25 protein-coding genes are annotated in these 25,355 nt (G+C 64.0%); 15 read left to right on the top strand and 10 right to left on the bottom strand.

Annotated elements, in window-relative coordinates; genetic code table 11:
• Positions 1–29: 29 nt before the first annotated feature.
• The 7 genes from KTR60_RS16915 to KTR60_RS16885 all read left to right on the top strand — a co-directional run bounded on the left by KTR60_RS16915 (position 30) and on the right by KTR60_RS16885 (position 6,210).
• Entirely contained in the window at positions 30–467 is a 438-nt protein-coding gene (locus KTR60_RS16915; RefSeq protein WP_228401067.1) for an SRPBCC family protein, read from the top strand.
• Positions 468–1,718 (top strand): ArsA family ATPase, encoded by a 1,251-nt coding sequence (locus tag KTR60_RS16910; protein WP_228401066.1) that lies wholly within the window; start codon positions 468–470, stop codon positions 1,716–1,718.
• The gene (locus KTR60_RS16905; RefSeq protein ID WP_042453569.1) at positions 1,715–2,110 is read left to right on the top strand and encodes a hypothetical protein; all 396 of its coding nucleotides are present in this window, start codon (positions 1,715–1,717) and stop codon (positions 2,108–2,110) included. Before KTR60_RS16910 ends, KTR60_RS16905 begins: the two co-directional genes overlap by 4 nt.
• A gap of 124 nt (positions 2,111–2,234) precedes the next feature.
• On the top strand, positions 2,235–3,275 hold the full coding sequence (locus KTR60_RS16900) for an ROK family protein (RefSeq protein ID WP_020969875.1): 1,041 nt from the start codon (positions 2,235–2,237) through the stop codon (positions 3,273–3,275).
• Between the two features lie 94 nt (positions 3,276–3,369).
• Positions 3,370–4,176, top strand: coding sequence for a lysophospholipid acyltransferase family protein (locus KTR60_RS16895; RefSeq protein ID WP_003941692.1), 807 nt, complete (start codon positions 3,370–3,372; stop codon positions 4,174–4,176).
• Positions 4,177–4,242: 66 nt separating this feature from the next.
• Positions 4,243–4,734 (top strand): polyadenylate-specific 3'-exoribonuclease AS, encoded by a 492-nt coding sequence (locus KTR60_RS16890; RefSeq protein ID WP_003941683.1) that lies wholly within the window; start codon positions 4,243–4,245, stop codon positions 4,732–4,734.
• A 90-nt stretch (positions 4,735–4,824) separates the two neighbouring features.
• Positions 4,825–6,210, top strand: coding sequence for a class II 3-deoxy-7-phosphoheptulonate synthase (locus KTR60_RS16885; protein WP_007730070.1), 1,386 nt, complete (start codon positions 4,825–4,827; stop codon positions 6,208–6,210).
• 84 nt (positions 6,211–6,294) lie between these two features.
• Here KTR60_RS16885 and KTR60_RS16880 read toward each other — a convergent pair whose 3' ends face one another.
• Positions 6,295–6,723 carry a protein-tyrosine phosphatase family protein gene (locus KTR60_RS16880; protein ID WP_003941706.1) on the bottom strand — a complete coding sequence of 143 codons (429 nt, stop codon included), beginning with the start codon at positions 6,721–6,723 and terminating at the stop codon, positions 6,295–6,297.
• Positions 6,724–6,750: 27 nt separating this feature from the next.
• Entirely contained in the window at positions 6,751–8,814 is a 2,064-nt protein-coding gene (gene pknB / locus KTR60_RS16875; protein ID WP_082654851.1) for a Stk1 family PASTA domain-containing Ser/Thr kinase, read from the bottom strand.
• 303 nt (positions 8,815–9,117) lie between these two features.
• Between pknB and KTR60_RS16870 the strand changes: the two genes are divergently transcribed.
• Entirely contained in the window at positions 9,118–9,486 is a 369-nt protein-coding gene (locus KTR60_RS16870) for an Rv2175c family DNA-binding protein (RefSeq protein WP_003941747.1), read from the top strand.
• A gap of 20 nt (positions 9,487–9,506) precedes the next feature.
• Here KTR60_RS16870 and KTR60_RS16865 read toward each other — a convergent pair whose 3' ends face one another.
• From KTR60_RS16865 to KTR60_RS16850, 4 genes are all read right to left on the bottom strand, one after another.
• On the bottom strand, positions 9,507–10,451 hold the full coding sequence (locus KTR60_RS16865) for a phytoene/squalene synthase family protein (RefSeq protein ID WP_007730072.1): 945 nt from the start codon (positions 10,449–10,451) through the stop codon (positions 9,507–9,509).
• A 10-nt stretch (positions 10,452–10,461) separates the two neighbouring features.
• Positions 10,462–12,039 (bottom strand): alpha-(1->6)-mannopyranosyltransferase A, encoded by a 1,578-nt coding sequence (locus KTR60_RS16860; protein WP_003941737.1) that lies wholly within the window; start codon positions 12,037–12,039, stop codon positions 10,462–10,464.
• A gap of 98 nt (positions 12,040–12,137) precedes the next feature.
• Positions 12,138–13,730 (bottom strand): phytoene desaturase family protein, encoded by a 1,593-nt coding sequence (crtI, locus tag KTR60_RS16855; protein ID WP_030537040.1) that lies wholly within the window; start codon positions 13,728–13,730, stop codon positions 12,138–12,140.
• Between the two features lie 2 nt (positions 13,731–13,732).
• The gene (locus KTR60_RS16850) at positions 13,733–14,872 is read right to left on the bottom strand and encodes a polyprenyl synthetase family protein (protein ID WP_080712766.1); all 1,140 of its coding nucleotides are present in this window, start codon (positions 14,870–14,872) and stop codon (positions 13,733–13,735) included.
• Positions 14,873–15,042: 170 nt separating this feature from the next.
• Here KTR60_RS16850 and KTR60_RS16845 point away from each other — a divergent pair, with 170 nt between their 5' ends.
• Positions 15,043–16,032 (top strand): methylenetetrahydrofolate reductase, encoded by a 990-nt coding sequence (locus KTR60_RS16845; protein WP_003941803.1) that lies wholly within the window; start codon positions 15,043–15,045, stop codon positions 16,030–16,032.
• Positions 16,033–16,094: 62 nt separating this feature from the next.
• Here the strand turns inward: KTR60_RS16845 and KTR60_RS16840 are convergent, their stop codons facing one another.
• The 3 genes from KTR60_RS16840 to KTR60_RS16830 form a co-directional block, all read right to left on the bottom strand.
• Positions 16,095–16,889: an LppM family (lipo)protein gene (locus KTR60_RS16840; protein WP_063892119.1), complete on the bottom strand. Its 795-nt coding sequence runs from the start codon at positions 16,887–16,889 to the stop codon at positions 16,095–16,097.
• Positions 16,890–16,959: 70 nt separating this feature from the next.
• Entirely contained in the window at positions 16,960–18,558 is a 1,599-nt protein-coding gene (locus KTR60_RS16835) for a phytoene desaturase family protein (protein WP_042452826.1), read from the bottom strand.
• Complete coding sequence (locus KTR60_RS16830; RefSeq protein WP_003941672.1) at positions 18,555–19,160, bottom strand: GNAT family N-acetyltransferase; 606 nt, start codon at positions 19,158–19,160, stop codon at positions 18,555–18,557. The genes KTR60_RS16835 and KTR60_RS16830 overlap by 4 nt, the downstream gene beginning before the upstream one ends.
• A gap of 147 nt (positions 19,161–19,307) precedes the next feature.
• Here KTR60_RS16830 and KTR60_RS16825 point away from each other — a divergent pair, with 147 nt between their 5' ends.
• On the top strand, positions 19,308–19,859 hold the full coding sequence (locus KTR60_RS16825; RefSeq protein ID WP_228401065.1) for an SAV_6107 family HEPN domain-containing protein: 552 nt from the start codon (positions 19,308–19,310) through the stop codon (positions 19,857–19,859).
• A gap of 237 nt (positions 19,860–20,096) precedes the next feature.
• On the top strand, positions 20,097–20,543 hold the full coding sequence (locus tag KTR60_RS16820; protein WP_003941660.1) for a DUF3040 domain-containing protein: 447 nt from the start codon (positions 20,097–20,099) through the stop codon (positions 20,541–20,543).
• On the opposite strand, the gene KTR60_RS16815 is transcribed toward KTR60_RS16820, so the two are convergent.
• Positions 20,540–20,734: a hypothetical protein gene (locus tag KTR60_RS16815; protein WP_003941749.1), complete on the bottom strand. Its 195-nt coding sequence runs from the start codon at positions 20,732–20,734 to the stop codon at positions 20,540–20,542. The two genes, KTR60_RS16820 and KTR60_RS16815, sit on opposite strands and share 4 nt — an antisense overlap.
• Before the next feature lie 403 nt (positions 20,735–21,137).
• Here KTR60_RS16815 and mraZ point away from each other — a divergent pair, with 403 nt between their 5' ends.
• The 4 genes from mraZ to KTR60_RS16795 all read left to right on the top strand — a co-directional run bounded on the left by mraZ (position 21,138) and on the right by KTR60_RS16795 (position 25,285).
• Complete coding sequence (gene mraZ, locus KTR60_RS16810) at positions 21,138–21,569, top strand: division/cell wall cluster transcriptional repressor MraZ (protein WP_003941779.1); 432 nt, start codon at positions 21,138–21,140, stop codon at positions 21,567–21,569.
• Between the two features lie 190 nt (positions 21,570–21,759).
• A complete protein-coding gene (rsmH, locus tag KTR60_RS16805; protein ID WP_007730079.1) occupies positions 21,760–22,773 on the top strand; it encodes a 16S rRNA (cytosine(1402)-N(4))-methyltransferase RsmH in 1,014 nt (337 codons plus the stop codon).
• Positions 22,770–23,414, top strand: a complete 645-nt coding sequence (locus KTR60_RS16800) for a hypothetical protein (protein ID WP_003941715.1) — start codon at positions 22,770–22,772, stop codon at positions 23,412–23,414. Before rsmH ends, KTR60_RS16800 begins: the two co-directional genes overlap by 4 nt.
• Positions 23,411–25,285 carry a peptidoglycan D,D-transpeptidase FtsI family protein gene (locus KTR60_RS16795; protein ID WP_003941764.1) on the top strand — a complete coding sequence of 625 codons (1,875 nt, stop codon included), beginning with the start codon at positions 23,411–23,413 and terminating at the stop codon, positions 25,283–25,285. The genes KTR60_RS16800 and KTR60_RS16795 overlap by 4 nt, the downstream gene beginning before the upstream one ends.
• The last annotated feature ends 70 nt before the right edge of the window (positions 25,286–25,355 follow it).

The raw sequence follows: 25,355 nt of genomic DNA, 5'->3' as shown, positions 1-25,355 counted from the left end.
CTTTTGACGAAGGAAGGTAGCGCAGTCGTATGGCCGAGAAGACCAAGGGGTTGATCAGCATCGACGCTCCTGCCGACGCCGTGATGGACGTCATCGCCGATTTCGAGCGGTACCCCGAGTGGGTGGCCGCGGCGAAGTCCGTCGAGGTGACGGCGCCGGGACAGGGCGGCCGCGCGGACCGAGTACTTTTCGTCCTCGACGCGGGGATGGTGAAGGACACCTACGAACTGCAGTATTCGTGGGCACCGGACGGTATGGCGGTGAGTTGGGAGCTGATCTCGGGCGAGATTCAGAAGTCCCAATTCGGTTCGTACACACTCGAGCCCGGCCCGAACGGCACCACGTCGGTCACCTACGAGTTGACGGTCGACCTGACGATTCCGATGATCGGACTGTTCAAGCGCAAGGCCGAGAAGATCATCACCGACACAGCTCTGAAGGAACTGAAGAAGCGAGTCGAGGGCTGAGTGCCGGAGCAACGATCGCGCGTCCAACTGTTCGTCGGTAAAGGCGGAGTAGGCACGACGACGCTTGCCGCAGCGACTGCTGTGTCGGCTGCGACCGATGGGGCGAGAGTGCTGCTCGTGTCGATCGATCAGGCAGGTTCTCTTGCAGACGTCCTGGGCGTGCCGAATCCGCGAACGACCACATCTCTCACCGAGCGTCTCGACGTCCGGCAACTCGACACGTCAGCGCTCCTCGAGGACAAGTTCCGAGGATTGTCGGGGTTGATCGACGCTGCAGGAACTTTCGGAGCGGGAGATCACGAACACGGTTCGTCGTTCGAGGGCTTGGAACCGGAAGAGTTGACGGGATCCCTGGGCATCCAAGACATGCTCGGGCTCGCCGAGATCGTCGACCTCTCGGACAGCGGCGACTACGACGTCGTGATCGTGGACTGTCCGGCCGCAGCCGAAGCGCTGCGGATACTCGGCTCGCCGTCGATGGTGTCGGAGTATCTCGAGCGATTGTGGCCGCGGCACAGGCGGATGGTCGCTGTGACAGGTACGGACATGCGGCTGCTCCTGCTCGTGTCCGTCATCGAACGCGTGCTCGCGTCGGTGGATCGGATCGCGGTTCACCTCTCGGATCGGGAGAACACCGGCGTGCGTGTGGTGACGTCGGCCGACGGCGTGTCGGTCGCGGCGACTCGTCGGACGTTGTCCGGGCTGGCTCTGGCCGGGTTGCGAGTTGACGGGATTGTGGTCAACAACCTTGTCCCGCAGTTCAACTCGTCCGCCGGGAAGGGTGTCGACGATTCACCGGCGGCGCAGTGGCTCGCGTCGATCCGGGCGGCTCAGGCACTCGTCGTGGACGAACTGCGTGGATCAACCGATGGAATGTCCGTCACAACGGTCGAACGCGCTTGCGCCGAACCGGTAGGGTTGGCCGCTCTGGGCGAGATCGCGGCCATGTTCGAGGGTGGAGCGGGCACGGATTCGGGCACCGTCGGTACCGCGGACAACATCGTGGTGTCGTTGGAGTCCGGGACCGGAGTCGATTCGGTGTACGTGATGCGGATGTACCTTCCGCTCGTGGATCCGTCGTCGTTGTCGTTGGGCCGGGTGGAGGACGATGTGCTGGTGGGAGCAGACGGCGTACGACGCAGAGTTCGTTTGGCGTCGGTGCTGCGTCGTTGTGTCGTGAACGGGGCGGAGTTGGACGGCAGTTACCTGATTATCCGGTTCAGCCCGGATCCCGCGGTGTGGCCGGTATGAGCGAAGAGCACGAGCGCCTCGTCGCGGAGTTTCGCGCGCTGGCGGAAACCGTTCTGACGCGCCTGGAACCGGTGCTGCAGAAGGCCGCAGCAGCGACGGCAGACGTTGCGAGTGACTCGGCGTCCACGGACACGCAGCCGGTGTTCACCGGCTGCAGCTGGTGCCCGGTGTGCGCCCTCGCCGCACTGGTTCGCGGTGAGCACCACGAATTGTTGGCATTCCTCGCGGGTCAAGCAGCAGCATTCCTTGCGTTGCTTCGTGAGATTCTCGACGAGTTTCTCGGGGGGCCGTCAGGTCCCGATCGTGGACCGGACGGCGGTCCGACGACGCCAGGTGCGGAGCGAACTCGCACGGCGGCATTTGTCCCGATCAACGTGACGGTCAAGGACTGACTCAGTACCCCGGGTAGAGCGAACGGCCCGAGATGAGCACAATCGACACAATGGTCACCGACGCACGAGGCACCGATTCAGGGTGCGCACTCCAGCGGACGCCGCTCGCGCGGGAATCGTCGCGATGAGCGCGCGCCGCTTGAAAGCGGTCTCCGACTCCACCATGGACGACATCTTGACGGTCGGCATCGACGTCGGCGGGACGAGTATCAGGGCCTCCGTCGTGGACGTCGACGGACAAGTGCTCGAGATGATTCAAGCCCCGACCCCGCAGTCGGCCAGGGCACTCGAAGACGGTCTCGATCGCGTCGTGCGCGAATTGGTCACCAGGCACGAGGTATCGGCCGTGGGGTTGGCGGTCGCCGGCTTCATCACCTCCGATCGAAGCTCGGTTCGGTTCGCTCCGCACTTGCCGTGGGTGGACGCGCCGGTCGGAAGTGACTTGAGCAAGCGGCTCGGCTTGCCGGTCGTTCTCGAACACGACGCCAATGCAGCGGCGTTCGCGGAGCACCGATTCGGCGCGGCCGCAGGTGGCCGCAATGTCGTGATGGTGGCAATCGGGACCGGAATCGGTGGAGCGCTGCTGATCAACGGTGAGCTGTACCGGGGGAGTCACGGCGTCGCCCCCGAACTGGGCCACATCCAGGTCGTTCCGGGCGGGCGTCAGTGCGCGTGTGGCAAACGTGGGTGTTGGGAGCGCTATTGCAGCGGAACGGCGCTCGTCGACACGGCAATCGAACTGCTTGCCGCCGACCCGGCCGCGTCGACGGTCCTGGCGCGCGAGGTAGCGGTGGATCCTGGTTCGCTCACCGGTCGCCGGATCGCCAACGCCGCGCAGGACGGTGACCCACTCGCGCTGGCAACGATCGCCGAGTTCACCCGTTGGCTGGCCGTGGGTCTGGCCATGGTCGGTGACGTCTACGATCCCGATCTGGTCGTGATCGCCGGCGGCGTCGCGAGTTCTGCCCCACTGTTTCTCGACGACGCCCGCGAGCAATACGCGACATTGTTGACCGGGGCGAAGCACCGCCCACTGGCCCGCATCCGTTCCGCTCAGCTGGGCGAAGCTGCGGGCATGGTCGGCGCCGCCGCATTGGCCCGATCGGTAGTGCCTCAGGATCTCGGTGGGGTCGACGGCGCTGGAACCACGTCTGCCGGACTGTGATCGGGTCGATCCTGCAGGGGCGTGTGTAGCGGGGGTTACCGGTCGGCAGTAAGGTCGTACTCAGCGAAATTCAGCTGTGAATGGGAGGGACGCCGTGTGGTATTGGCTCTTCAAGTATGTGTTGCTGGGGCCGATTCTCTGGCTGCTCGGGCGTCCGACGGTCAAGGGTCACGAGAACATTCCGACTGACGGGGCGGCCATTCTGGCCAGCAATCACCAGGCGGTTCTGGACTCGTTCTACCTTCCGCTTCGCGTCAACCGCCGCATCACGTTCCTTGCCAAGAGTGAGTACTTCACCGGTTCCGGTCTGAAGGGCGCTTTCCAGAAGTGGTTCTTCACCGCGGTCGGTCAGGTCCCCATCGACCGAACCGGTGCAGACGCGGCGCAGGATGCACTCAACGCCGGTCTCAAGGTCCTCGGTTCGGGCAGCCTGCTGGGTATCTACCCCGAGGGGACGCGCTCGCCTGACGGTCGCCTCTACAAGGGCAAGACCGGAATGGCGCGCCTCGCACTTGAATCGGGCGTCAAGGTGATCCCGGTAGCGATGGTCGGCACCGACAAGATGAATCCGATCGGCTCACGGATGTGGCGTCCCGCCAAGGTCACCGTGATTGTCGGCGAACCCATCGATTTCTCCCGCTTCGAAGGCATGGGCGGAAACCGCTTCGTCGAGCGCGCTGTGACCGACGAGGTGATGTACAAGTTGATGAAACTCTCCGGCCAGGAGTACGTGGACATCTACGCGGCAAGCCTCAAGAACCAGGCGCCCACGAAACCCGAAGCTGCCGTCGACGTTCCGGCGGAAGGCGGCGAGTCGGTTGTCGATCTCGTGGCCTCGGCCGAGTCGAAGGAATCCGCGAAGTCCGACAAGGATTCGCTCCCGGACGCACAAGCCAGCTAGAGATTTCCCACACCGGCCGCACGCGCATTGGCTCCAGAGCCTGCGCGTGCGGCATAGTTTTCGGACGTGCGCTACTTCTACGACTGTGAATTCATCGAAGACGGTCGAACCATCGATCTCGTGTCCATCGGCGTTGTCTGTGAGGACGGCCGAGAGTATTACGCTGTCTCGACGGAGTTCGATCCCGCCCGTGCCGGTAGTTGGGTGCGCAAGAACGTGCTGCCGAAGTTGCCGCAGCCTTCGTCGCCGCTGTGGAAATCACGCGAGAAGATCCGCGACGATCTTCTGAAATTCTTCGTTCCGCGGCCGATGGTGGTTCCGGAGCTCTGGGCGTGGGTCGCCGCCTACGACCACGTCGCGCTGTGCCAGTTGTGGGGCGACATGACGGAACTACCGCAGTCGATGCCGCGGTACACCCGCGAACTCCGACAGTTCTGGGAAGACAACGGCAGTCCTGCCCTCCCGTCGGCGCCCGCCGACGCACACGACGCACTTGCCGACGCCAGGCACAACCTCGTGAAGTTCGACGCCATTTCGGCTGCACGGTCACTTCGCTGACCCAGGTTTCGGTGCGCGGGAAGTGTTCCGATTGGGCTGCGATCGAGAGCCTGTGTGACGCGCCGACGAGCGAGCGAATATCCTGTAGAGGTGAACTGGACTGTCGACGTGCCGATCGACCGCTTGCCCGAACTCCCGCCGCTGCCTGCCGGACTGCGTAAGCAGCTCGACGAGGCGCTCGCGAAGCCCGCTGCTCAGCAGCCCTCGTGGCCCGCTGACCAGGCGGCCGCCATGCGGACTGTGCTCGAGAGCGTGCCTCCCATCACGGTGGCCAGCGAAGTCGAGGCGCTGCAAGAGCGTCTCGCGCAGGTCGCGCGTGGTGAGGCATTTCTGCTCCAGGGCGGTGACTGCGCCGAGACCTTCGCGGACAACACCGAGCCGCACATCAAGGGAAACATCCGCACGTTGCTGCAGATGGCCGTCGTGCTCACCTACGGTTCCTCGATGCCGGTCGTCAAGGTCGCTCGCATCGCCGGCCAGTACGCCAAACCGCGCTCGGCCGACATCGACTCGTTGGGTCTGAAGTCCTACCGCGGCGACATGATCAACTCGCTCGTCGCCGACGAGGCAGTCCGCGCCCACGATCCTTCGCGACTGGTGCGTGCATACGCCAACGCCAGCGCCGCGATGAACCTGGTTCGCGCACTCACCGGCGCCGGCATGGCCGACCTGCACAAGGTGCACGATTGGAACCGCGAATTCGTCGCAGCGTCTCCCGCGGGCGCACGCTACGAGCAACTGGCAGCCGAGATCGACCGCGGCCTGCAGTTCATGAACGCGTGTGGCGTCACCGATCCGAGCCTGCACCAGGCACAGATCTTTGCCAGCCACGAGGCCCTGGTTCTCGACTACGAGCGCGCGATGCTGCGTCTCGACAACGACAGCGATCACCCCAAGCTCTACGACCTGTCGGCTCACTTCCTCTGGATCGGTGACCGCACTCGTCAGCTCGACGGCGCGCACATCGCCTTCGCCGAGTTGGTGTCCAACCCGATCGGCCTCAAGATCGGCCCGAGCACGACGCCGGAAATGGCGGTGGAATACGTCGAGCGTCTCGACCCCACCAACAAGCCAGGTCGTCTGACTCTGATCTCGCGCATGGGCAACGGCAAGGTCCGCGACCTGCTGCCGGCGATCATCGAGAAGGTCCAAGCCACCGGTCACCAGGTCATCTGGCAGTGCGATCCGATGCACGGCAACACCCACGAAGCCTCCACAGGGTACAAGACGCGCCACTTCGACCGCATCGTCGACGAGGTTCAGGGATTCTTCGAGGTCCACAACGGTCTCGGCACGCATCCGGGTGGCATCCACGTCGAGCTGACCGGTGAGAACGTCACCGAGTGCCTCGGCGGCGCGCAGGACATCTCCGACCTCGATCTCGGCGGTCGCTACGAGACGGCGTGCGACCCCCGATTGAACACCCAACAGTCGTTGGAGCTCGCGTTCCTCGTGGCCGAGATGCTGCGAGGCTGAAACCTTGCTTCGCCGAAGCTGATTCGCGCCCGGCATCGATTTCCGGCAAACGCCCTCACCCGCTCGCGCAGGTGGGGGCGTTCGCTATTGCGTGAATCGTGTGACGAATCGGCGCTGCCAGGGCATTTCGACGGCGCGAGGTGAGTAACGTGCGCGAACGTACGCGGTGGCGTCCTTACTGGGCACTCCGTCCATGACGGCAAGAGCGGCCAACGCTGTTCCGGTGCGGCCGTATCCACCACCGCACGCGATCTCGACTCTTTCGGTTTCCGAGCGCACCCACACTTCGTGCAAGGCCCTGCGCAGCGCATCGGGATCGCTCGGCAACCAGAAATCTCGCCAGCGGACCCACTCCGACTCCCACTCGGTGTCGGGAGGTTCTTTGCCGGTCAGATAGACGCCGAAGGTGGGGAGAGGTCCGGAAGGAAGTGGATTGCGGAGTCCTCGACCCCGAATCGATCTCCCCGACGGCAAGTCGAGTATCCCAATGCTCTCGGGTTCCCACGTGGCCATGAATTCAGATTAGGCCGAAGGGGACTGTCAGGGAATTGCGACGACGCTGATGTCGGTGCCCTTGGCAACGAGGTCGTTCTTGACGCTCTGGCTGATGATGACCGAGCTGTCGTTCTGGGTGAGCTGACGCACGGTGATCTCGAGGCCGAGGCGGCCGAGTTCTTCGCGTGCTGAAGAGACGGAGCGGCCGATCAGCGAGGGAACCTTGACGGAATCGGAGATGAGCAGAACCACGGAGGTGCCGGCGTTGACGGAGGACCCGACTGCGGGATCGGTGCCGATCACGCTACCGCCCTCGACGGCGTCGTCGAACGTTGTTCTGGTGGTGCTGACTGAGATGCCTACCTTGTCGAGGGCGGCGCGCGCAGCGTTCTCGGACATGCCCTTCACATCGGGAATGTCCACGGGCGGTGACCCTTTGGATGTGATGACCTTGACCGAGGAGCCCACGGCAACTTCGGTTCCCGGTGCCGGGTCGAGCGCGGCCACGCCGCCGATCGGGATCTTGGAGCTGAATGTGTCCCCGCCGTCGACCGCGACGAGAGTGCGGTCGGCGAGTTGTGCGCCCAGGGCCGAGACGTCGCCGCCGGCCGGAATGGGCGGGACAGTCGGACGCCCGAGCGAAGTCAGCAGCGCGACGGTCGAGCCTTTGGTAACCCTCGAGCCGGAGGCCGGGTCTGTCCCGATCACCGTGTCGATGGGTTGGGCGTCGGAGTACTGACCCTGGACGTCGGGGGAGAGCCCGGCGTCCTGCAGAGCGGTGACCGCAGTGTCCTTGGTCAGCCCGTCGATCGAGGGAACGGCTGTATAGCGGCCCGAGCCCATCCACCATCCGCCGAAGCCCAACGCGAGCGCGAGGACCGCGATGACGAGCAGCCAGATCAGGGTGGCTCGTCGCGATTTACGACGTGCCTCGACAAAATGAGCATGCGGATCGTCGTGCCCCGGGTGGTCGTCGCCGAAATCGGAACCGTCGTCGAAATCCGAGTCACCGTCGACCGTCGCCGGACGAGCAGTTTGTGTGGTGACCGCGCGAGTGTGCTGGATACCGCCAGGGGGAGGAGAGCCCGTGCCGAGCGCCGTGGTGGCTGCCACAGCCGGGGCCACGCCGGATGCCAATACCGTCGTGGCAGCGGGGTTCGGTCGCGCAGCAGAGTTCGGATGTACCTCCGTGGGAGGCGCAGGCGCCGGTTGTGGCCGGGCCGGGGCAACTTGCGCGCTCTGGTGCTGGGCGCTTCGACGCGGAGCGGGAACGCGGTATGACGGAAGTTCCAGTTGCTCGCTCACACTGCGAAGTGCAGCTGCCATCTCACCGGCGTCGGCGAAACGATGTGCGGGCTCGCGGTGAGTGGCTTCGGCGACCAGACGATCGAACTGCGCCGGTACACCGGGGATACGTGAACCTGGGCGCGGGACATCGTCGTGGATGCGTTGGTAGGCGATGGAGAGTGACGTATCGCCGGTGAACGGTGTTGTACCGGTGAGAAGTTCGAACATCAACACGCCGGTGGAATAGACGTCGCTTCGAGTGTCGGCAATCCCTGACGTCACCTGTTCCGGCGACAGATAGGCCGCGGTGCCGAGGATCACGCTGTTGGAGGTGGTGGTTGCTGCCGCAGCTGCACGCACCAATCCGAAGTCGGCGATCTTCACTTCGCCGGTGTCCGAGATCAAGATGTTCTCGGGTTTGACGTCACGGTGCACCAGTCCCGCTCGATGCGCCACCGCCAACGCGTCCAGGACAGGTGCCACGACTGCAGCGACTGCGTGTGGCGGCATCGGTCCGCGCTCACGAAGGAGTTCACGCAAGGTTCCGCCGTCGACGAGTTCCATCACGAGGAACACGTGATTGCGATCGCTGCCTTGGTCGTAGACGGCCACAAGGGCCGGATGCTTGAGTCGGGCCACGGCCCGGGCCTCGAACTCGAAACGAGTCAGGAACGCTGGATCGCCGGCGAATTGCGGGTCCATCACCTTGATCGCGACAGGTCGATCCAACCGTGTATCGAGGCCTCGATACACGGTCGACATACCGCCGCGCGCGATCGGTGCGTCCACTCGATAGCGGCGCTCGAGCATTTCGCCGATCAACCCTCGACCTCCGTAATGACTGTTCCTCCGTGCTTGCGATCTGTCTGCTTGCGGTCTAGGTGGTAGCTGTCGGCATGTGGGTGGTTGTTTACCGCGTACTGGCTCCCGCAGTGAGGGCACCCATTTACATCCACCGCGAAATCCCGGTTACTGATACGCCGCATCCCGTCCATCGTAGCCAGCGATACCGACGCGGAAGTCTCGAGAACGTCACAGAGCGCTGTGACCTGAGCGGAGCGGCAGTTTCGAGCACTGCACCGGGCGGTACACAGCGGGCTCGCCGGACCGGATAAACTTCTCGCGGTGAGCGCGATTCCTTATTGTGATGATGTCCTGGATTCTTCGGTTTCCCTGTTCCAGCTGGTGGATGTGGCGAAGAACGTCGGGTTGCCGGTGAGCAAGGTTCACCAGTTGCTTCGCGATCACAAGATCATCGCAGTCAAGCGGCATGGCGTTCTCGGTGTCCCCGAAGTGTTCTTCGGCGAGGACGGCCAGATCGTCAAGTGGCTGCCCGGTCTGCTGGCGGTGCTGCACGACGGCGGCTACACCGATGTCGAAATCCTCCGCTGGTTGTTCCTGGCCGACGATTCCCTGCCGGGGCGCCCGGTGGACGCACTGCATGGTGATCTCGCGCGTGAGGTCATCCGCCGCGCACAGGCCATGGCTTTCTGAGCTGCCGGCCTTCTGACAACTCACCGCATGCGGTTTTTCGCCGCGTAGGTTGCCGACCGGACCAGACCCGGCGCAGCGACTCGAAGTCGCGTGCGTCCTGGAACGGACACACGTCGATGCAGTATCCGGAAGTCGGCGCGCTCGACCTGGTCGAGAATTGCTCCGTACAACACGAAAGCCGTGCGGATCGACGGCTGGACCCGCCGATCGAGCATCGGGATGCCAGATTCGGCAGACCGATACCGCCCCCGCGTCACGGCAATGAAGTGTGCCAGCGCGCGCTTGACCCGAACGTCCACCGTTCCGGTTCTGCGCCCGTGCTCGAGCATCTCGATGTCGACCCCGAATGCGGCGAACTCGCCCGCCGGTAGATACAGACGTCCCCGGTCGAGGTCTTCACCGACGTCGCGGATGAAGTTGGTCAGCTGAAACGCCTCACCGAGATTCGACGCGGGCACTACCGCTTCCTGCTGCGGAACGCTCACTCCGAGAATCGGGAGCATCTGCAAACCGATGACGACGGCAGAGCCGTACATGTACTCGCTGAGTTCGTCCATCGTGTTGTAAACGGGTCGAAACTTCGCCGTGTCGGGGGCGTCCATCCGCATGGACTCGAAGAAGGCGTCGAAATATGCGCGCGGGATGTCGAACGTCTTCACAGCATCCGCGAAGGCCGGGAGTACGCGTGTCAGGTCGAGGGGAACCGTCGACGGGAAGCCACCTGTCGCAGTGGGGTTGTCGAGTGCGTTGACGGCTGCACGTTCGACGTCGGCGAGCACCGTGCCTCGTTCATGCGGACCCGAGGGTTCGTCCACGATGTCGTCGACGACGCGAGCAAATGCGTAGAGCGCGTGAACTGCGCGGCGTCGAGGTACGGGCAACAACCGGGTGGCCAGAAAGTACGTTCGGCCGTGTTCCCTCGTCACGTCCTCGCAGAATTCATAGGACGCAGGCAGTGCGTTCATGACACGCGGATCACGCAGATCCTGACGTCGAGGGCGCCGAGGCGGCTGACGTCATTTCGATCGGTTTCTCGTGTTTGCGTCCACGAAGTCGCAGTGGGTCTTCCGTCTGCAAGGACATCGCCGCGATCACGGCAGCGACGATGGCCAGAGCCACGTGCGGGAAGGTGTACAGGCCGATCGATCCGTCCGGCTGGAACACCAGCATCAGCCAGGTGGACAGCCCGGTCAGTACGGCGAGAGTCGTCGGCGACATTGCGAAACCGGCCGCTACTGCCAGCGGCCAGGAGTAGTACCAGGGGAGTGCTGCGGGGGACAGAACGACGATGGCGACCATCACGATCACGATGCCCATGACGGCGTCGCGTTCGGTCTTGCGGTAGCGCCACCACACGACGGCGATGATCGCGATCAACACAACCGCCGAGATGGTCCGGGAGACTTCGAGGATGTCGTTGAAATGGTCGCCGGCGAACCAGGAGGTTGCCATGGTTCCGATGTGCGCCACGATCGTGGGCAGCGAGAGCCAGTTGATGATCTTTGCCGAACCGGAGAGTGCCGTCGTCCAGCCGAGGCCGACTCCGGCGATCAGTGAGGTGGATCCGAGTACCGCCACGAACACCGCGAAACCTGCGCCGGCTGTCTTGACGAACGATCGGATCGGTGACGCCGGTTCTCGCCCGGCCGCTGCGGCGTCCTCCCGCTCGTGGATCATCCAGATCCAGACTATGAAGGGAAGTGCGACGCCTGCGGTTGCCTTGATCGCGACGGCGAGCGCGATCAGCCCGATCCCGAAGAGGTGCTTGCGTTCGAGAGCGAGCGCAATGCCTGCGGCCATGAGGCCGACCATGAGCATCTCGTTGTGAACGCCGCCGATCAGGTGGATCAGGACGAGGGGATTGAGTACTGCGAGCCACAGGGCGATCGAGGTGTTTCCGCCGAGCTTCGTCGCGAGATGGGGAACGGCCCACATCATCAGGGCGAGTCCGGGCAGCATCGTGATCCGCAACAGCATCGTGCCGGCGATGACGTTCTCGCCGGTCAGCCGAACGATGGCGTCGGCAAGGAGAAGGTGAACCGGACCGTACGGGGTAGTTGTCGTCGTCCACACGTTGGAGACGTTGTCGAGCAGGATTCCCGGATTGACGACGGGGCCGACGGCATACGGGTCGAAGCCGTTGCGCAACAACGCGCCTTGCGCCAGGTAGGAGTAGGCGTCACGGCTGAACATGGGCACCGCGAACAGCAGCGGAAACGTCCAGACCGGGACGACGTAGCGCAGGCCGCGCAACGAGACGTCACCGCGCAGAGTCGAGCGGCCCAGTCGAACCCAGGCGGCGATCATGCACAGGACACCGATCCAGACGATGGCCGCCGACAGAATCGATCCGTGGCCGAAACGGAGCCAGGACAGATGCATCGACTCGAGCAGCGGATCTTGGCGCCGGACGCTACCGGCACCGAATCCGCCGAAAGTGATCATGACTGCGCCGAAGAAACCGAGCAGTGCACTGTGACCTTCGGGAGTCCGAAGGAAATTGGCGGCCCTTAGGTGCCACGGTCTTTCAGTGGCTGCGGCAGAGGACGTCATCGGTGCAGGTTCCTCCCCCGAGGAGATCGGTGTCGATCGGCGCGTGCAGCGCCCGAGTCGGTGAATCGTGGATGAATGGTCGGTTACGAGGGGCCAGTTTAGTTGCTCGCACGAGTGCCCACCGCGCTGGCTCGCTCGCGTGTACCGGTAATACGTTCGGCGGCGAGCCGTCCGGACAGCAGAACGGTCGGTACTCCCACCCCCGGAACGGTTCCCGATCCGGCGAGAACGACGTTGTCGAAGCCGCGGGCGAGGTTCTTGCGTCGGAACGGCCCCGTCTGGGTGAAGGTGTGTGCCGCTGCGAACGGGCTACCCGCGGCCATGCCCTTCTCGAGCCAGGTCTGCGGGGTGTCGACGTGATCGATCTCGAACCCTTCGACCAGTCCCGTGTAGCCACGTTCTTGCAGCGTGAGGATGATTTCGCGCACGTAGGGCGGGCCGAGAGTCGACCAGTCGAGACTTGCACTGTCCAGATTCGGACACGGCGCGAGGACTGACAGCGGTTCACGGATTCGGCCGTCTCGCGAGAAGGCCAGGCTCGGATCGGTCTGTGCCGGTCGGGTGACGAGCAGTGACGGATCACTCATCAGTCGCCCGCGGCCGCGGCGTGCCGTGATCTCGGCGAAGGTACGCTTCCACGCCTCGCCGAAGTCGATCATGTGGTGTCGCTGCGCGGGCCATTCGTCGGCGACCGCGGAGGAAACAGTGCCGTGAATCACGACAGCGGACGGCGATGTACGCACCGGGCGCGGACGCAATCGCGTATGCGGGCGCAACAGCGAGTCCGTGACGGCCATGTCGGGAGTGAGGACGGCGGCGTCACAGTCGAAGCGCTCGCCGTCGCGTGTGTGAACGGTGTGCACGCGCCGATCGCTCACCTCGAGGCGTTCGACAGTGCGGCCGAGATGCAGAATTCCGCCGGCCTCGGTGAAGGCGTCGGCCATCGACTCGGCGATCGTGCGCATCCCGCCCTCGGGGAAGTAGACGCCGAGTGAGGTGTCCATGTGAGCGATCGCCCCGTACACCGCGAGGGCCCGAGACGGAGCAACGCCCGCATACAGCGCTTGGAAGGTGAAGATCCGCCGGAGGCGAGGGTCGCGGATCTTGCGATCCACCTGCCCGCCCAGTTTCCCGAATCCTCCCAGTGCGACGAGCCGGCTCAGATCTTTGACTGCGTCACGCGAATTGACCAGTCCGAGGGGAGAATCGAAGTCGGCGTCCATGAAGCGGTCGAATTCCGCGTCGAAGATCCGGTTCAGCCATCGCCGCAACGCACGGTATCGCTGCGCTTCTTCCGGCCCGCAGACACGGGAGACTTCGGCAGCCATGTCTTCTGGGTCGGCGTGGACATCGAGAGCGGTGCCGTCTGCGAATCGCGCGTGGTACGTCGGATCGAGCTTGTGCACAACGAATTTGGGGTTTGTCGAGGCTGGGTCGGCGCCGACGGCCGCAAGGGCGTCTTCGACGAGTTCGGGCATCGTGAGCACCGTTGCGCCGTTGTCGATGCTGTAGTCATTGCCCTGGTAGACACCGACTCGCCCACCGACCGAGCTGTTGCTCTCGAGAATCGTGACGTCGCGGCCGGCGCCACGCAGATACAACCCCGCAGACAGTCCGGCAAGTCCCGCGCCGACGATCACGACTCGATCGGTCGGCGAGCTGACGGTTCGAGTGCGGTGCACGTGTGCCACGGTCAGTAGCTTCGCTTCGTGGCCGCGATCGCCATGTCGGTCAGGCGAGCCTTGGACTCTGCCGTTGCCGTGCTCGAGTCGAGGGCGTTCGCAGCTGCCTCGACGAGGGTGTCGATCTGCGTTTCGACGTCGGTGACGGCGCCCAGATCGGTGATCACCTGGCGCAGAGTGTCGACCTCGGTGTCGGTCAGCTGCGTGCCGATTCCGTTGCGGAGCAGTTCTGCTGCCGCCGGATCTGCGGCGTCGGCGCGGGCAAGCGCCATCGCGAACAGGACAGTTCGCTTACCGGCGATGAGATCGTCGCCCGACGGTTTGCCCGTGACGGACGGATCTCCGAAGACACCGAGCAGGTCGTCGCGAAGTTGGAAGGCGATACCGATGTCCGTGCCGAAGGTCCGGTAGGCATCGACCAACTCGGCGTCCGCACCGAACAGCGCGGCGCCGAGGTGCAGTGGGCGTTCGATCGTGTACGCGGCGGTCTTGTAGCGGTTGACCCGCATGGCTGCCTCGACGGTCTCGTCGCCTCGGGCTTCATTGCTGATGTCGAGGAATTGGCCACCGAGCACCTCGGTGCGCATTGCCGACCAGACCGGGCTGACACGTGCGGCCGCCTCGGGGCTGATCCCGGATTCTCGGATCATGTCGTCCGCCCAGGCCAAGGCCAGGTCGCCGAGAAGAATGGCGACGGCCTCGCCGAAGTGCGCGGAATCGCCGCTCCACTCCTCGTCTCGGTGCTGGTCCTCGAATTCGACGTGAACGGTCGGGAAGCCGCGCCTGGTCGTGGATGCGTCGATGATGTCGTCGTGGACGAGCGCGCAGGCCTGCACCAGTTCGAGGGCGGCGCACGCACGAATCACCGCGTCTGCGTCCTTACCGTTCGGGTCGCCTCCGGCGCCGAGCCATCCCGTCCAGGCGAACGACGGTCGGACGCGCTTTCCTCCGCGCAGGACGAAGGCCTCGAGGGTGCTGACGGCCTCCTCGTATCCACCGCCGATGTTCGAGACGAGTTCGCGGCGTGAAGCGAAGAAGTCGCGGAGCGCTGCTTCGAACAGACCTGGCAGTTCGAGTGAGGTCGGATGCGGTGCGGTGTTGGTCGAACTCTGTCCAACGCGCGCGGTTCCTGCGGACAGGGTGGCCTCCAAGATCGGTATGTTCTCGCGCCGGATGGTTACACGGAAGCGAGCTTGGGGCCCAGCTTAGTAGGGGTTGGAATCAACGGCGGGTCGGGCCGTGAACTGCGCGATCCTGACATTCGGGATACGCAGTACTGGGCGATGAGCTTGTTTGCAGCTGGAAAACATATGCTTGACCGGTGACATTCGATCCAGTCAGGGGCCGCTCCAGCGAGGGGTGGGCCACCCGAACACCGTCGATCGTCGATCGGATCGCTTCCTCGACAGGTAGCCGTATTCCGTTCTCGGTCGAGTTTTCGCCGCCGCGTGACGCGGACGCCGAAGCGCGCCTGTGGCGTGCGGTGCGTACCTTCGAGCGGCTCGGACCGGCGTTCGTCTCGATGACCTACGGCGCAGGTGGCTCGACGCGCGATCGTACGGTGCGTGTCACCGGCGAACTTGCCGAAGAGACGACCCTGCTGCCGGTTGCTCACCTGACTGCTGTCTCACACAGCACCGAAGAGCTTCGCGCCATGGTCGGTGCCTACGCCGATCGTGGGATCAGCAACATCCTCGTATTGCGCGGCGATCCGCCCGGCGATCCGCTCGGCGAATGGAAGAAGCATCCCGAAGGCGTCGAGTACGCCGAGGAACTCGTGCGGATGGTCCGTGACCTGGGCGACTTCCACGTCGGCGTCGCGTCGTTCCCCGAGGGGCACTACCGCGCTCCGGACTTGGCATACGACACGAAGTACCTGGTGTCGAAGTTGCGTGCCGGCGCCGAGTACTCGATCACACAGATGTTCTTCGACGTGGAGGACTACCTGCGTCTTCGTGACCGGGTGAGTGCGTACGACGCAGAACAGGGCGCCAAGCCGATCATCCCGGAGATCATGCCGGTGACGTCGCTGCGCTCGGTGCGGCGCATGCTCGAGCTCTCGGGCTCGTCGTTGCCCCCCGCTCTCGAGCGTCGATTCGACGCCGCGGCCGGAAGCGGTCCGGACGAGAACCGTGCAGCGGTCCGCGAACTCGGCATCGATCTGGCCACCGAGATGGGTGAGCGGTTGATCGCCGAAGGCGCTCCGTGCCTGCACTTCATCACGTTGAACTTTGCGCGCGCCACCAGTGAGGTCCTCGAGCGACTCGGTCTCACTCCCGACACTTCGGTCGGGACAGCACAAGCCGTCTGATCTCCGGTTGCCCCGCTCGACGACAATCGAGTGGGGCAATCGAGTGGGGCAATCGCCAGGCGCTACTTCGTGGTGTTTTTCGGATTCCTGTTGTCAGCTTGCTTGCTGGCAGGTGATTTCGTGACAGGCGTCTTCATGACCGGTGCTTTCGCGGCGGGCGCGCGCTTGATCGGTGCTCGATTGCGCGCCATCCAGGCCATCGCACCGACGACAATCGCGACACCGAGCGCCAGCCCGGCCATGATTCCTGCCCACCCGGCGAAGCTTCGGGTGCTTGGGTCCGCGTAGTTGACCTCGGCGCGCATTGTCGACACCTCGCCGGCGGGCAAGGTCCACGACACCCGGGAATCGCCGTCTCGTGTTCCGTTGGTCGTGCCGACCCGTGCCGGGAAGGCGATGCTGACCTGGACGTCGGCGCCCTGAGTTGGAACCGTCTTCAGGTCTGCCTTGCCGTCGAGCGTGACGGTGTCCCCGGATCGCTTGAGGGTGATCTGGAACGACCCGGACCCCTCGGCGTACATGGAGCCCAGTTGGGCGACGTCACCGAAGGACAAGTCGCTGAAGAACGCCTGGCTGCCGACGTACCCGTCCTTCTTGTACTCCTGAACCCGTATCTTGTCCTCCAGCGACGAAGGTGGGGTCAGCTGCGGACCCTTGTCCGCCTCGTTCGCCGGAATAGCGGCAGCTACCACCTGTCCGGTCACACGATCGTTCGCGGACACTCCCATCGACACCTGCACGCGGATGCACCCGGCAAGCAAGGGAACAAGCATGAGGGCGAGCGCGGCAACCGTCAGGAAACGTTTCCGACTGGTCGGCTTGGCGGCGGGATCGGTGGACTGTTGCACAGTGGTCATCGTGCCAGCCGTGGCGTAGCCAGTCATCGAGGCGGGGGCGTGTCGGCGGGTGAAGTTCGGCGGGTGACCTTCACGACCTGCTCGAACGACGCATCCAACGACGAGTCGCGCCCCGGCGGCTGTCCGACAGTGCGATTCGAGCCGCACTGCGACCGCTGGCTCCGGACACACCGCCACCGGGATGAGTCGATGCTCCGGTCAGATACAACCCGTCTGCTCCCGGAACACGATGGCCGGACAGTTCCGGAAGCGGTCGCCACAACATCATCTGATCGAGTGACATCTCGACGTGCATGACATTTCCGCCGATCATCCCCAATTCCGACTCGATGTCCCGGGGAGTCTGAATGAACCGGTCGAGGACGGAATCGGCGAACCCGGGTGCGAAAGCCTCCATCTCGCCGACGATCCGGTCGGCCTCCGCCTCGGCGACCGATGCCCAATCGCGATGTCCGCTGAGGCGATACGGTTGCCACTGCGACCACAGTGTCACCTGATGCCGACCGGCCGGGGCGATCGTGGGATCGATTCCGCTGAAACTCATTCCGAGAACCGCAGGGCGAGGAGGAAGTTCCCCCGCCAGTGCTGCGCCGTGTGCAGTGCGCAAGTGTGCGCGATCGGAGACGAGTAATTGCAATCCCGAGGTACTTTCCCGTGTCGTGGCGTCGCCGCGGTACGACGGAAGCGCGGATGTCGCCAGTCGAAGTACCGCGCCGATGCCGGGGCCGACCCTGATTTTCCGCCGCCAGTGATCGAGCGTGGTTCGGTCGAAGCCCCCTCGGCCCAGGAGGTCGAGCGTGGTCAGGATGTGGCACCCGGCGATTACCTTGCGAGCGTGAACTTCTCGACCGCTCTCGGTTGTGGCGGTCCAGTGACTCGAGTTTCGACGGATCGACGTCACGCCGTCACCGAGCGCGACCGTGGCGCCGTCGACAGCCATCCGGGAGGCCAACGCAGCACTCAGTGCGCCGCTTCCACCGACTGCTCGCCCTGGCGGCAAGACGTGCATGAGGGCCGCGAAGCCGACCATCGGAGCGGTTCCCGGTTCCGACATCGCAGGCCCGGACTGGGCGCCGAACCACGCAAGCGCTGCTTTGAGTGCCTCACTGTCGAAATACTCGTCGAGCAGTGCGTCGCCAGGCGCGAGGAACTGCCGAGACAGTTCGCTGTTGCCGCGTGCGGTGGCGAGACCTCCGAACGCACCGATCAGGTTCGATCCGGTGGGCGGTGCGGAAAACGCTTTCATGACATGTCGACTGCGCTCCGACCAGACCGCGACGAATCGCCGGTAGGAGTCGGCGTCCTTTGTCCCGCATGCTCGTTCGATGGACCAGCAGGTTGCGTCGAGGTCGCGGTGAAACACGATGCCCGGCCCGTCGGTGCCCGGGGCGGGCGGCGCGAACGCCCACGGGTCACAGTCGATGTAGCGCAGTCCGTGCGCGCCGAGTCCGAGTTCCTCGATGATGCCGCTGTGTCGGATCATGAGGTGTGCCGACGACCCCCGGTCCACCTTGTATCCGGGAAATCGCTCGACGGTCGAGACGGCGCCGCCGAGAACCGTGTCCTTCTCCAGAACCTCGACCGACCAACCCTCGCGTGCGAGGTAGGCGGCCGATACGAGCGCGTTGTGTCCGGAGCCGACGACGACGGCGTCGAGAAGCGCGCTCACAGCGGCAGTCCACGGCCGAGGACTGCGAACGGCCGGTTGTCGCCGGCAAAACGAAATCTGCGGAGCACGTCACGAAAGCCGAGGCGACGGTACAGCCGCCAGGCTCGGTTGTCCTCGTCGTACACCTCGGGTGTCGACAACAGCACACTACGTTCGGGTCGATCGACGAGGAGGTGACGCAAGAGCGATTCGCCCAACCGGTGACCTTGTCCGTTCGGATGCACGTGGAGTTCGGTGAGTTCGAAGTAGTCGCTCAGAATCGCGTCGATCTCGCTCTGGGGACGACCCGAGCGCCGAAGCCCGTGCAGTACCTGTTGATGCCACCACTGGTCCGGGCTCCCGCGATACCCGTAAGCGATCCCCACCAGCGGCAGATTTTCGTGTGACGGTTGCTGAGGAACCGCCAATGCGCCGACGGCCTTCCAGCCAGGCCGGTTCGCGTGCTCCTGCCACATCGGTGCGCGATGGAACTCGGTTCCTCGCGGATAGTCCATCGCGGTGACGTACACGGCCAGTGCCTCGTGGAGTCGACTCGCGAATTCTGCGCGATCGAGGTCGACCGTATGTGGTGTCCAGGCGATCTGCGGGTCGACCGGTCTCACCTCTTCTCTTGACGGCGTGTCGGTGGGTGCAGTTATATTGAATAGGTCGAACAGATGTTCGATGTGGGTGATCCGGAGATGCCCGAAGGGAAGCGGGCATCTCCGGCCCACCTGGTCTTGGATCCTCACGGTGCAGGAGGTGCCCCGATGTCCGAGCGTGTGAAGCCTGAACGTGTGAAGTGCCAACGAACTCTTCCTGCCGAGTTGTCGAGTCCGTCGGATGCCGCAATTTCTCGATTGCCGATGTCGGCGAGGCGGTCCTTCGGCGCGACGGACGCCAGCCACCGCACTGCTCGAGTGGGAAAGTCCGGTGTGGCGTGGGGGCTGCTCCGGAAGGCGGATGCGCTTCTCGAGGAAGCGATTGGGGCGGGCGATCCTGCCGACCGGTTCCGGTGTGCCTACCTGGCGGCCCTACGTGGTGCCGGGGCAGTGTTGGCCGCAGCTCCTGCCGGTGCCGGCTCGAAGCGCAAGCGAAGCGGAAACGCGTGGGTTCTGATGGACGCCGCAGCGCCCGCGTTCGGAGCGTGGTCGAAGTTCTTCGCAGGGTGGTCCTCTACGCGTGCGGCCGTGGAAACCGGCGTGTCGATCGTGATCACGGACTCCGATTCCGACGCATTCTTCGCCGAGGTCGGCCGTTTTCTCACGGCGGTCGAAGATTTCATCGGTCAGGACGCGTCCGAGCATTTGCGAGCGTCGTGAACAAATGGTCCGTGTCGGCAGTTGTTTCCGGGGAATTTCCTGGTCCGCACAGGCAAATGGAGCCGAATCGGGGCCCTTCGGCACGAATACGTACGCTTGTGGCGGAACTCGTACCCGGAGTTGGTGGTCCGAGACCTAAACTGCTCGTATTATGAAAACAGGTAATCGTCCAACTTGATTACCCGCCGCCTCACACCGTGGGGTGGTTGCCAAACTTCCAGTGCCGGGGGAGGTACCGTGCCACTCTCCGAGCACGAGCAGCGCATGCTCGATCAGATCGAGAGCGCTCTCTATGCCGAAGACCCCAAGTTCGCCTCTAATGTGAGGGGCGGCCGTATGCGGGCGCCGTCGAGTAGACGGCGGTTCCAAGCAGCGGCTCTATTCGTGCTGGGTCTGGTCCTGCTGATCGCGGGGGTTGCACTCCCGCTCAAGCCGGGCGGTTTTCCGATCATCAGCCTGTTCGGTTTCTTGTTCATGTTCGGCGCAGGGGTGTTGTTCCTCTGGGGTGGTGGACGTAAGTCTGCGCCGGCCGCCGACTCCGCTTCCGAAGGTGGCAATCATCCCTCCGGTCCGCCGGGTAGGGGTAGTGCCGGCGGATCCGGGCGGGGACGCGGCCGGAAGTCTGGCGGCGGATTCTCGTCGCGGATGGAAGATCGATTCAAACGCAGGTTCGAGCAGGACTAGCTCTCCCGCCCTTCTTCGGGCGTACTTCGAGAGTGATGCAGTTCGGACGTGACGCCCTCTTCAGGGCACGGACGACCACACGTGTGGCGGTCGGCAACCAAGGTTGCCGACCGCCACACGCCGTTGCTGTGGGTGTTGTACGTGTGCGCCGGCAATCCATCGAGTGAATCAGTGACGTGCGAGCGAATCACTCGCCACTCCTGCTGCCTCAGGGCATGCCCGCGGGCTTCCTCCACTTCGCTCCACTCGGCCCTCCACTTTCCTCCACCCTGGTCGAACTGCAACGCACGACCAGACCTCGTCCCGCTCACGTCTATTCGAAAACCGCGCTTGTACTGCGATTTTGTGTGGGGGAGCAACAGATCGTGGCGTAAAGGGTCGATCTGACGGCGGTGTGGGCCGGGACACGGTTACAAATTTCCCCCACGTCTCCCCACCTGCGCTGACCTGCTATTTATCAGCAAATGATGCTGAATAGGGACCATGTGCTCCTTGTTTGTGGGGGAAAGTGGGGTACTGTGGGTTCGGGCGGAGAGCTGAAGCACGATCCGCTCGATAGGGAGGGTTTCAGCGCAAGCTCGCAGGAGGTGTCGAGTGTTCCTCGGTACCTTCACGCCGAAGCTCGACGACAAAGGTCGGCTCACGTTGCCGGCAAAGTTCCGAGACGAACTGGCAGGAGGATTGATGATCACCAAGAGTCAGGATCACAGCCTCGCCATCTACCCCCGGGACGAGTTCGTCAAGCTTGCTCGAAAGGCAGCGGCAGCTCCACGCAATGATCCGGCAGCTCGGGCGTATGTCCGTGCCCTGGCCGCCGGCACAGATGAACAGCACGCCGATGCCCAGGGGCGAATCACCCTCTCGGCTGATCATCGGCGTTACGCAAACCTGTCCAAGGAATGCGTAGTGACCGGCTCCGTCGATTACCTCGAGATCTGGGATCTAGCAGCCTGGGAGAGGTATCTCGGAGACAACGAAGAGGACTATTCGCAGGCAACAGGCGAATCTCTCAGCGAGATCGTCTAGGCGAAGAGCCCCCGGCGAATGCCGCGAGGCCTCTGCCCGGAAAGACCCTGACGCACTTCCCCAGCGCCAGGTTCTCCTTCGGGCAGGGACCTCGAAGCATTCGCCTTCTCGAACAGTCATCGCCTTCTCGGAAAGTCAGCACCTTTTCGAAAAGTCATCGGAAATCATGAAAGTAGGAGCCGGAGCAATCATGGTGGATCACGAGGTGAACGAACCCTCGGATGCCGATGGCTTCGCGCACGTCCCTGTACTTCTGCACCGCGCCGACGATCTTCTCGGCCCTGCCATCACCGCCGTCGGTGACGGTGGAGCGGGCGCATACATGATCGATGCGACGTTGGGGCTCGGTGGCCACTCCGAATTCTTCCTGGGCAAGTACCCGGGCCTTCACCTCATCGGTCTCGATCGCGACACCAACGCACTCCGGATCGCTTCCGAGCGTCTGGCGCCATTCGCGGACCGAACGACGTTCGTGCACACCACGTATGACGGGATCGAGGACGCGCTCGAACAGGCAGGTCTGCCGTCGACGGAGTCGGTTCACGCGATCCTTTTCGATCTGGGTGTGTCGTCGATGCAGTTGGACGAAGCCGACCGAGGTTTTGCGTACTCGATCGACGCTCCTCTCGACATGCGGATGGATCAGACGGTCGGGCTGACCGCGGCAGAGGTCCTGAACACCTACAGTCACGGCGACCTTGCTCGCATTCTGAGCACGTACGGCGAAGAACGGTTCGCGGGAAAGATTGCGTCCGAGATCCTTCGGCAGCGTGAGCGTGAACCCTTCACCACCAGTGCAGCTCTGGTCGAATTGCTGTACCGAACAATCCCGGCAGCCACGCGGCGTACGGGGGGACACCCGGCCAAGCGCACCTTCCAAGCGCTGCGGATCGAAGTCAATGCCGAGTTGGATTCGCTTCGTGCAGCCGTTCCTGCCGGGCTCGACGCACTGGCAGTCGGTGGGCGAGTGGTGTTCATGTCCTACCAGTCGCTCGAGGATCGAGTTGTGAAGGCGGAGTTGGTTCCCCGCTCGAAGTCCACCAGTCCTGAAGGACTACCGGTCGAGTTGCCGGGTATGGGACCGGAGTTCCGCATTCTCACCCGTGGCGCAGAACGTGCGTCAGAGCAGGAAATCGAAGAGAACCCACGATCAGCTCCGGTGCGTTTGCGTGCCGCAGAACGCATTTCCAGGAGGCGGGCATGAGTCGTCAGGGCAAATCCGGTGCAGCGCAACGTGCATACGACAAGCGCACCGCACGGGCGGCAGGCCGGACCGGAACTGTCGCTGCTGCCGGCCCGTCTATCTCTCCTCGGGCGATGCTCAAGGGGAGAGTGCCGTTCGTCGCCTCCGTCATCGGACTTCTGTCCATCGGTCTCGCGGTGACTCTGCTGCTGACCACTCGCGCTGCCGAGGATTCGTACCAACTCAGTGATGCACGTGCATACAACCAGTCTTTGGTCGAGCAGAAAGCAGCGCTCGAACGTGACTTCCAGTCGCGTAACTCGGCTCCGGAGTTGGCAAATCAGGCAAGCGCTCTCGGCATGGTCCCCGCCAAGGACCCTGCACGACTGGTAGTTCATCCGGACGGTTCGGTCGAGGTCGTCGGAACGCCGACTCCCGCGACTGCCGGAGCTATGCCTCCGCTCGATGCGCCCACATCGGTGCCCGCACCGACTGCGACACCCCCGCGCACCACAACGCCGGTTGCTCCCGGAGCCACGCCGAGCGTTCCGAATAACACGCGAAACCTCGCGCAGAGTGAACAATTGGTTCCTGTGATCCCCACGACGACAGCACCCGCCACCACGACGGCGGTGCCTGCTCCGCCTGAGGAACGTCGGTGAGTCAGAACTCCCGTAACAACCCCGGTCGGCGTCCGCGCCGCTCGGCCACCGCCTCATTTCCGTTTCGTCAGCGAGTCGGTCGTATCACCATGTGTGGTGCGCTCGCCGTTGCGGCATTGCAGCTCTTGTGGATTCAGGGAATCGACGCGCCGAGTCTGGCTGCGGAATCTGCCAATCAACGAACCACGACCCAGGTCGATCCGGCTGTACGTGGCTCGATAACCGATCGCAACGGAAACCCCCTCGCCTTCACCATGGAAGCCAAGGCGCTGACTTTCCAGCCGGTGCGGGTACGCAAGGAACTCGAGGAAGCGCGCGCCAAGAGCATCGAGCAGGGCGCCGAGGGTGACAAGCAGGCGCCGGAAGTGAGCGATCGCCTCGCCGAGATCGCCGCCGGAATCCACGCCAAGCTCGGCGATACCGTTCCGGAAAAAGATCTGCTTCAGAAGATGAACAGCAACGAGACTTTCACGTACCTCGCGCGCAGCGTGGATCCGGCGGTTGCTGCCGAGATCTCGGACAAGTTCCGGGAGGTCGGCCTCGAGCGTCAGGACATCCGCGAGTACCCCGGTGGCTCTCTGGCCGCGAATCTCGTCGGCGCGACCGGCTGGGACGGGCACGGTTTGCTCGGTCTCGAAGATTCGATGGACTCCACGCTCGCCGGAACCGATGGATCCGAAACGTATGACCGCGGTTCCGACGGCGCTGTGATCCCCGGTAGCTGGCGTGACAAGCAACCGGCAGTCAACGGTTCGGGTGTCGAGCTGACCATCGATTCGGACCTCCAGTTCTACGTTCAGCAGCAGGTCCAGATCGCCAAGGACAAGTCGGGCGCAAAGAACGCTTCGGTTGTGGTCATGGACTCCAAGACGGGACAGGTGTTGGCCATGTCCAACGACAGCACCTTCAACCCCGCAATCGGCATCGACAAGAACGCGCCGACAGCCGAAATGGGCAATCCGTCGGTCAGTACGCCGTTCGAGCCCGGATCGGTGAACAAGATCGTCACCGCAGCAGCGGCCATCGAGGACGGTAAGACAACTCCGGACGAAGTTCTGCAGGTCCCGGGCAGCATCACGATGTCCGGTGCCACAGTCAAGGACGCGTGGGATCACGGTGTGGCCCCGTACACCTCTACCGGTGTGTTCGGAAAGTCCTCGAACGTCGGCACCTTGATGCTCGCTCAGCGAGTGGGCGAGGATCGCTACGCAGACATGCTGAACAGGTTCGGCCTCGGACAACGCACCGACGTCGGACTTCCCGGCGAGAGCGCGGGCAGCGTTCCGAGTCGCGACCAGTGGTCGGGCGGAACCTTCGCGAACCTGCCGATCGGGCAGGGTCTCTCGATGACAACCCTGCAGATGACCGGGATGTACCAGGCCATTGCCAACGACGGCGTGCGAATTCCTCCGCGGATCGTGAAGTCGACTGTCGATTCTTCCGGCACGCGGACCGAGACGCCGCAGCCCGAGGGCGTCGAGGTGGTCAGCGCCCAGACAGCGGCGACCGTTCGGGACATGTTCCGGTCGGTCACTCAGGAAGACACCGGCAACCAACGAGGAACCGGTGTTGCCGCGGGCGTCGAGGGATACCAGGTCAGTGGAAAGACCGGGACCGCGCAGCAGGTGGATCCCGCGTGCAAGTGCTACTCCAACTCCAACTACTGGATCACCTTCGCGGGAATCGCGCCTGCGGACAATCCTCGATTCGTGATCGGAATCATGCTCGACGCACCGGTTCGCGGCGTGGACGGCGGCGGCGGTCAGTCGGCGGCACCGTTGTTCCACAACATCGCGTCGTGGATGCTCCAGCGTGACAGTGTCCCGATGTCGCCGGACCCCGGTCGCAAGTTGGTGTTGCAGGCGGACTGATTGCGGTGTGTCGGTTTCGACACGGTCTTCGGGTGAATCCCGGACACGGTAATCTCAAACGTCGCAGTAA

This window comes from Rhodococcus sp. C1, from assembly GCF_020809065.1.
Lineage (GTDB): Bacteria > Actinomycetota > Actinomycetes > Mycobacteriales > Mycobacteriaceae > Rhodococcus_F > Rhodococcus_F qingshengii.
The sequence above is the reverse complement of the archived record's forward strand: the minus strand, read 5'-3'. Positions and strand labels throughout refer to the sequence as shown.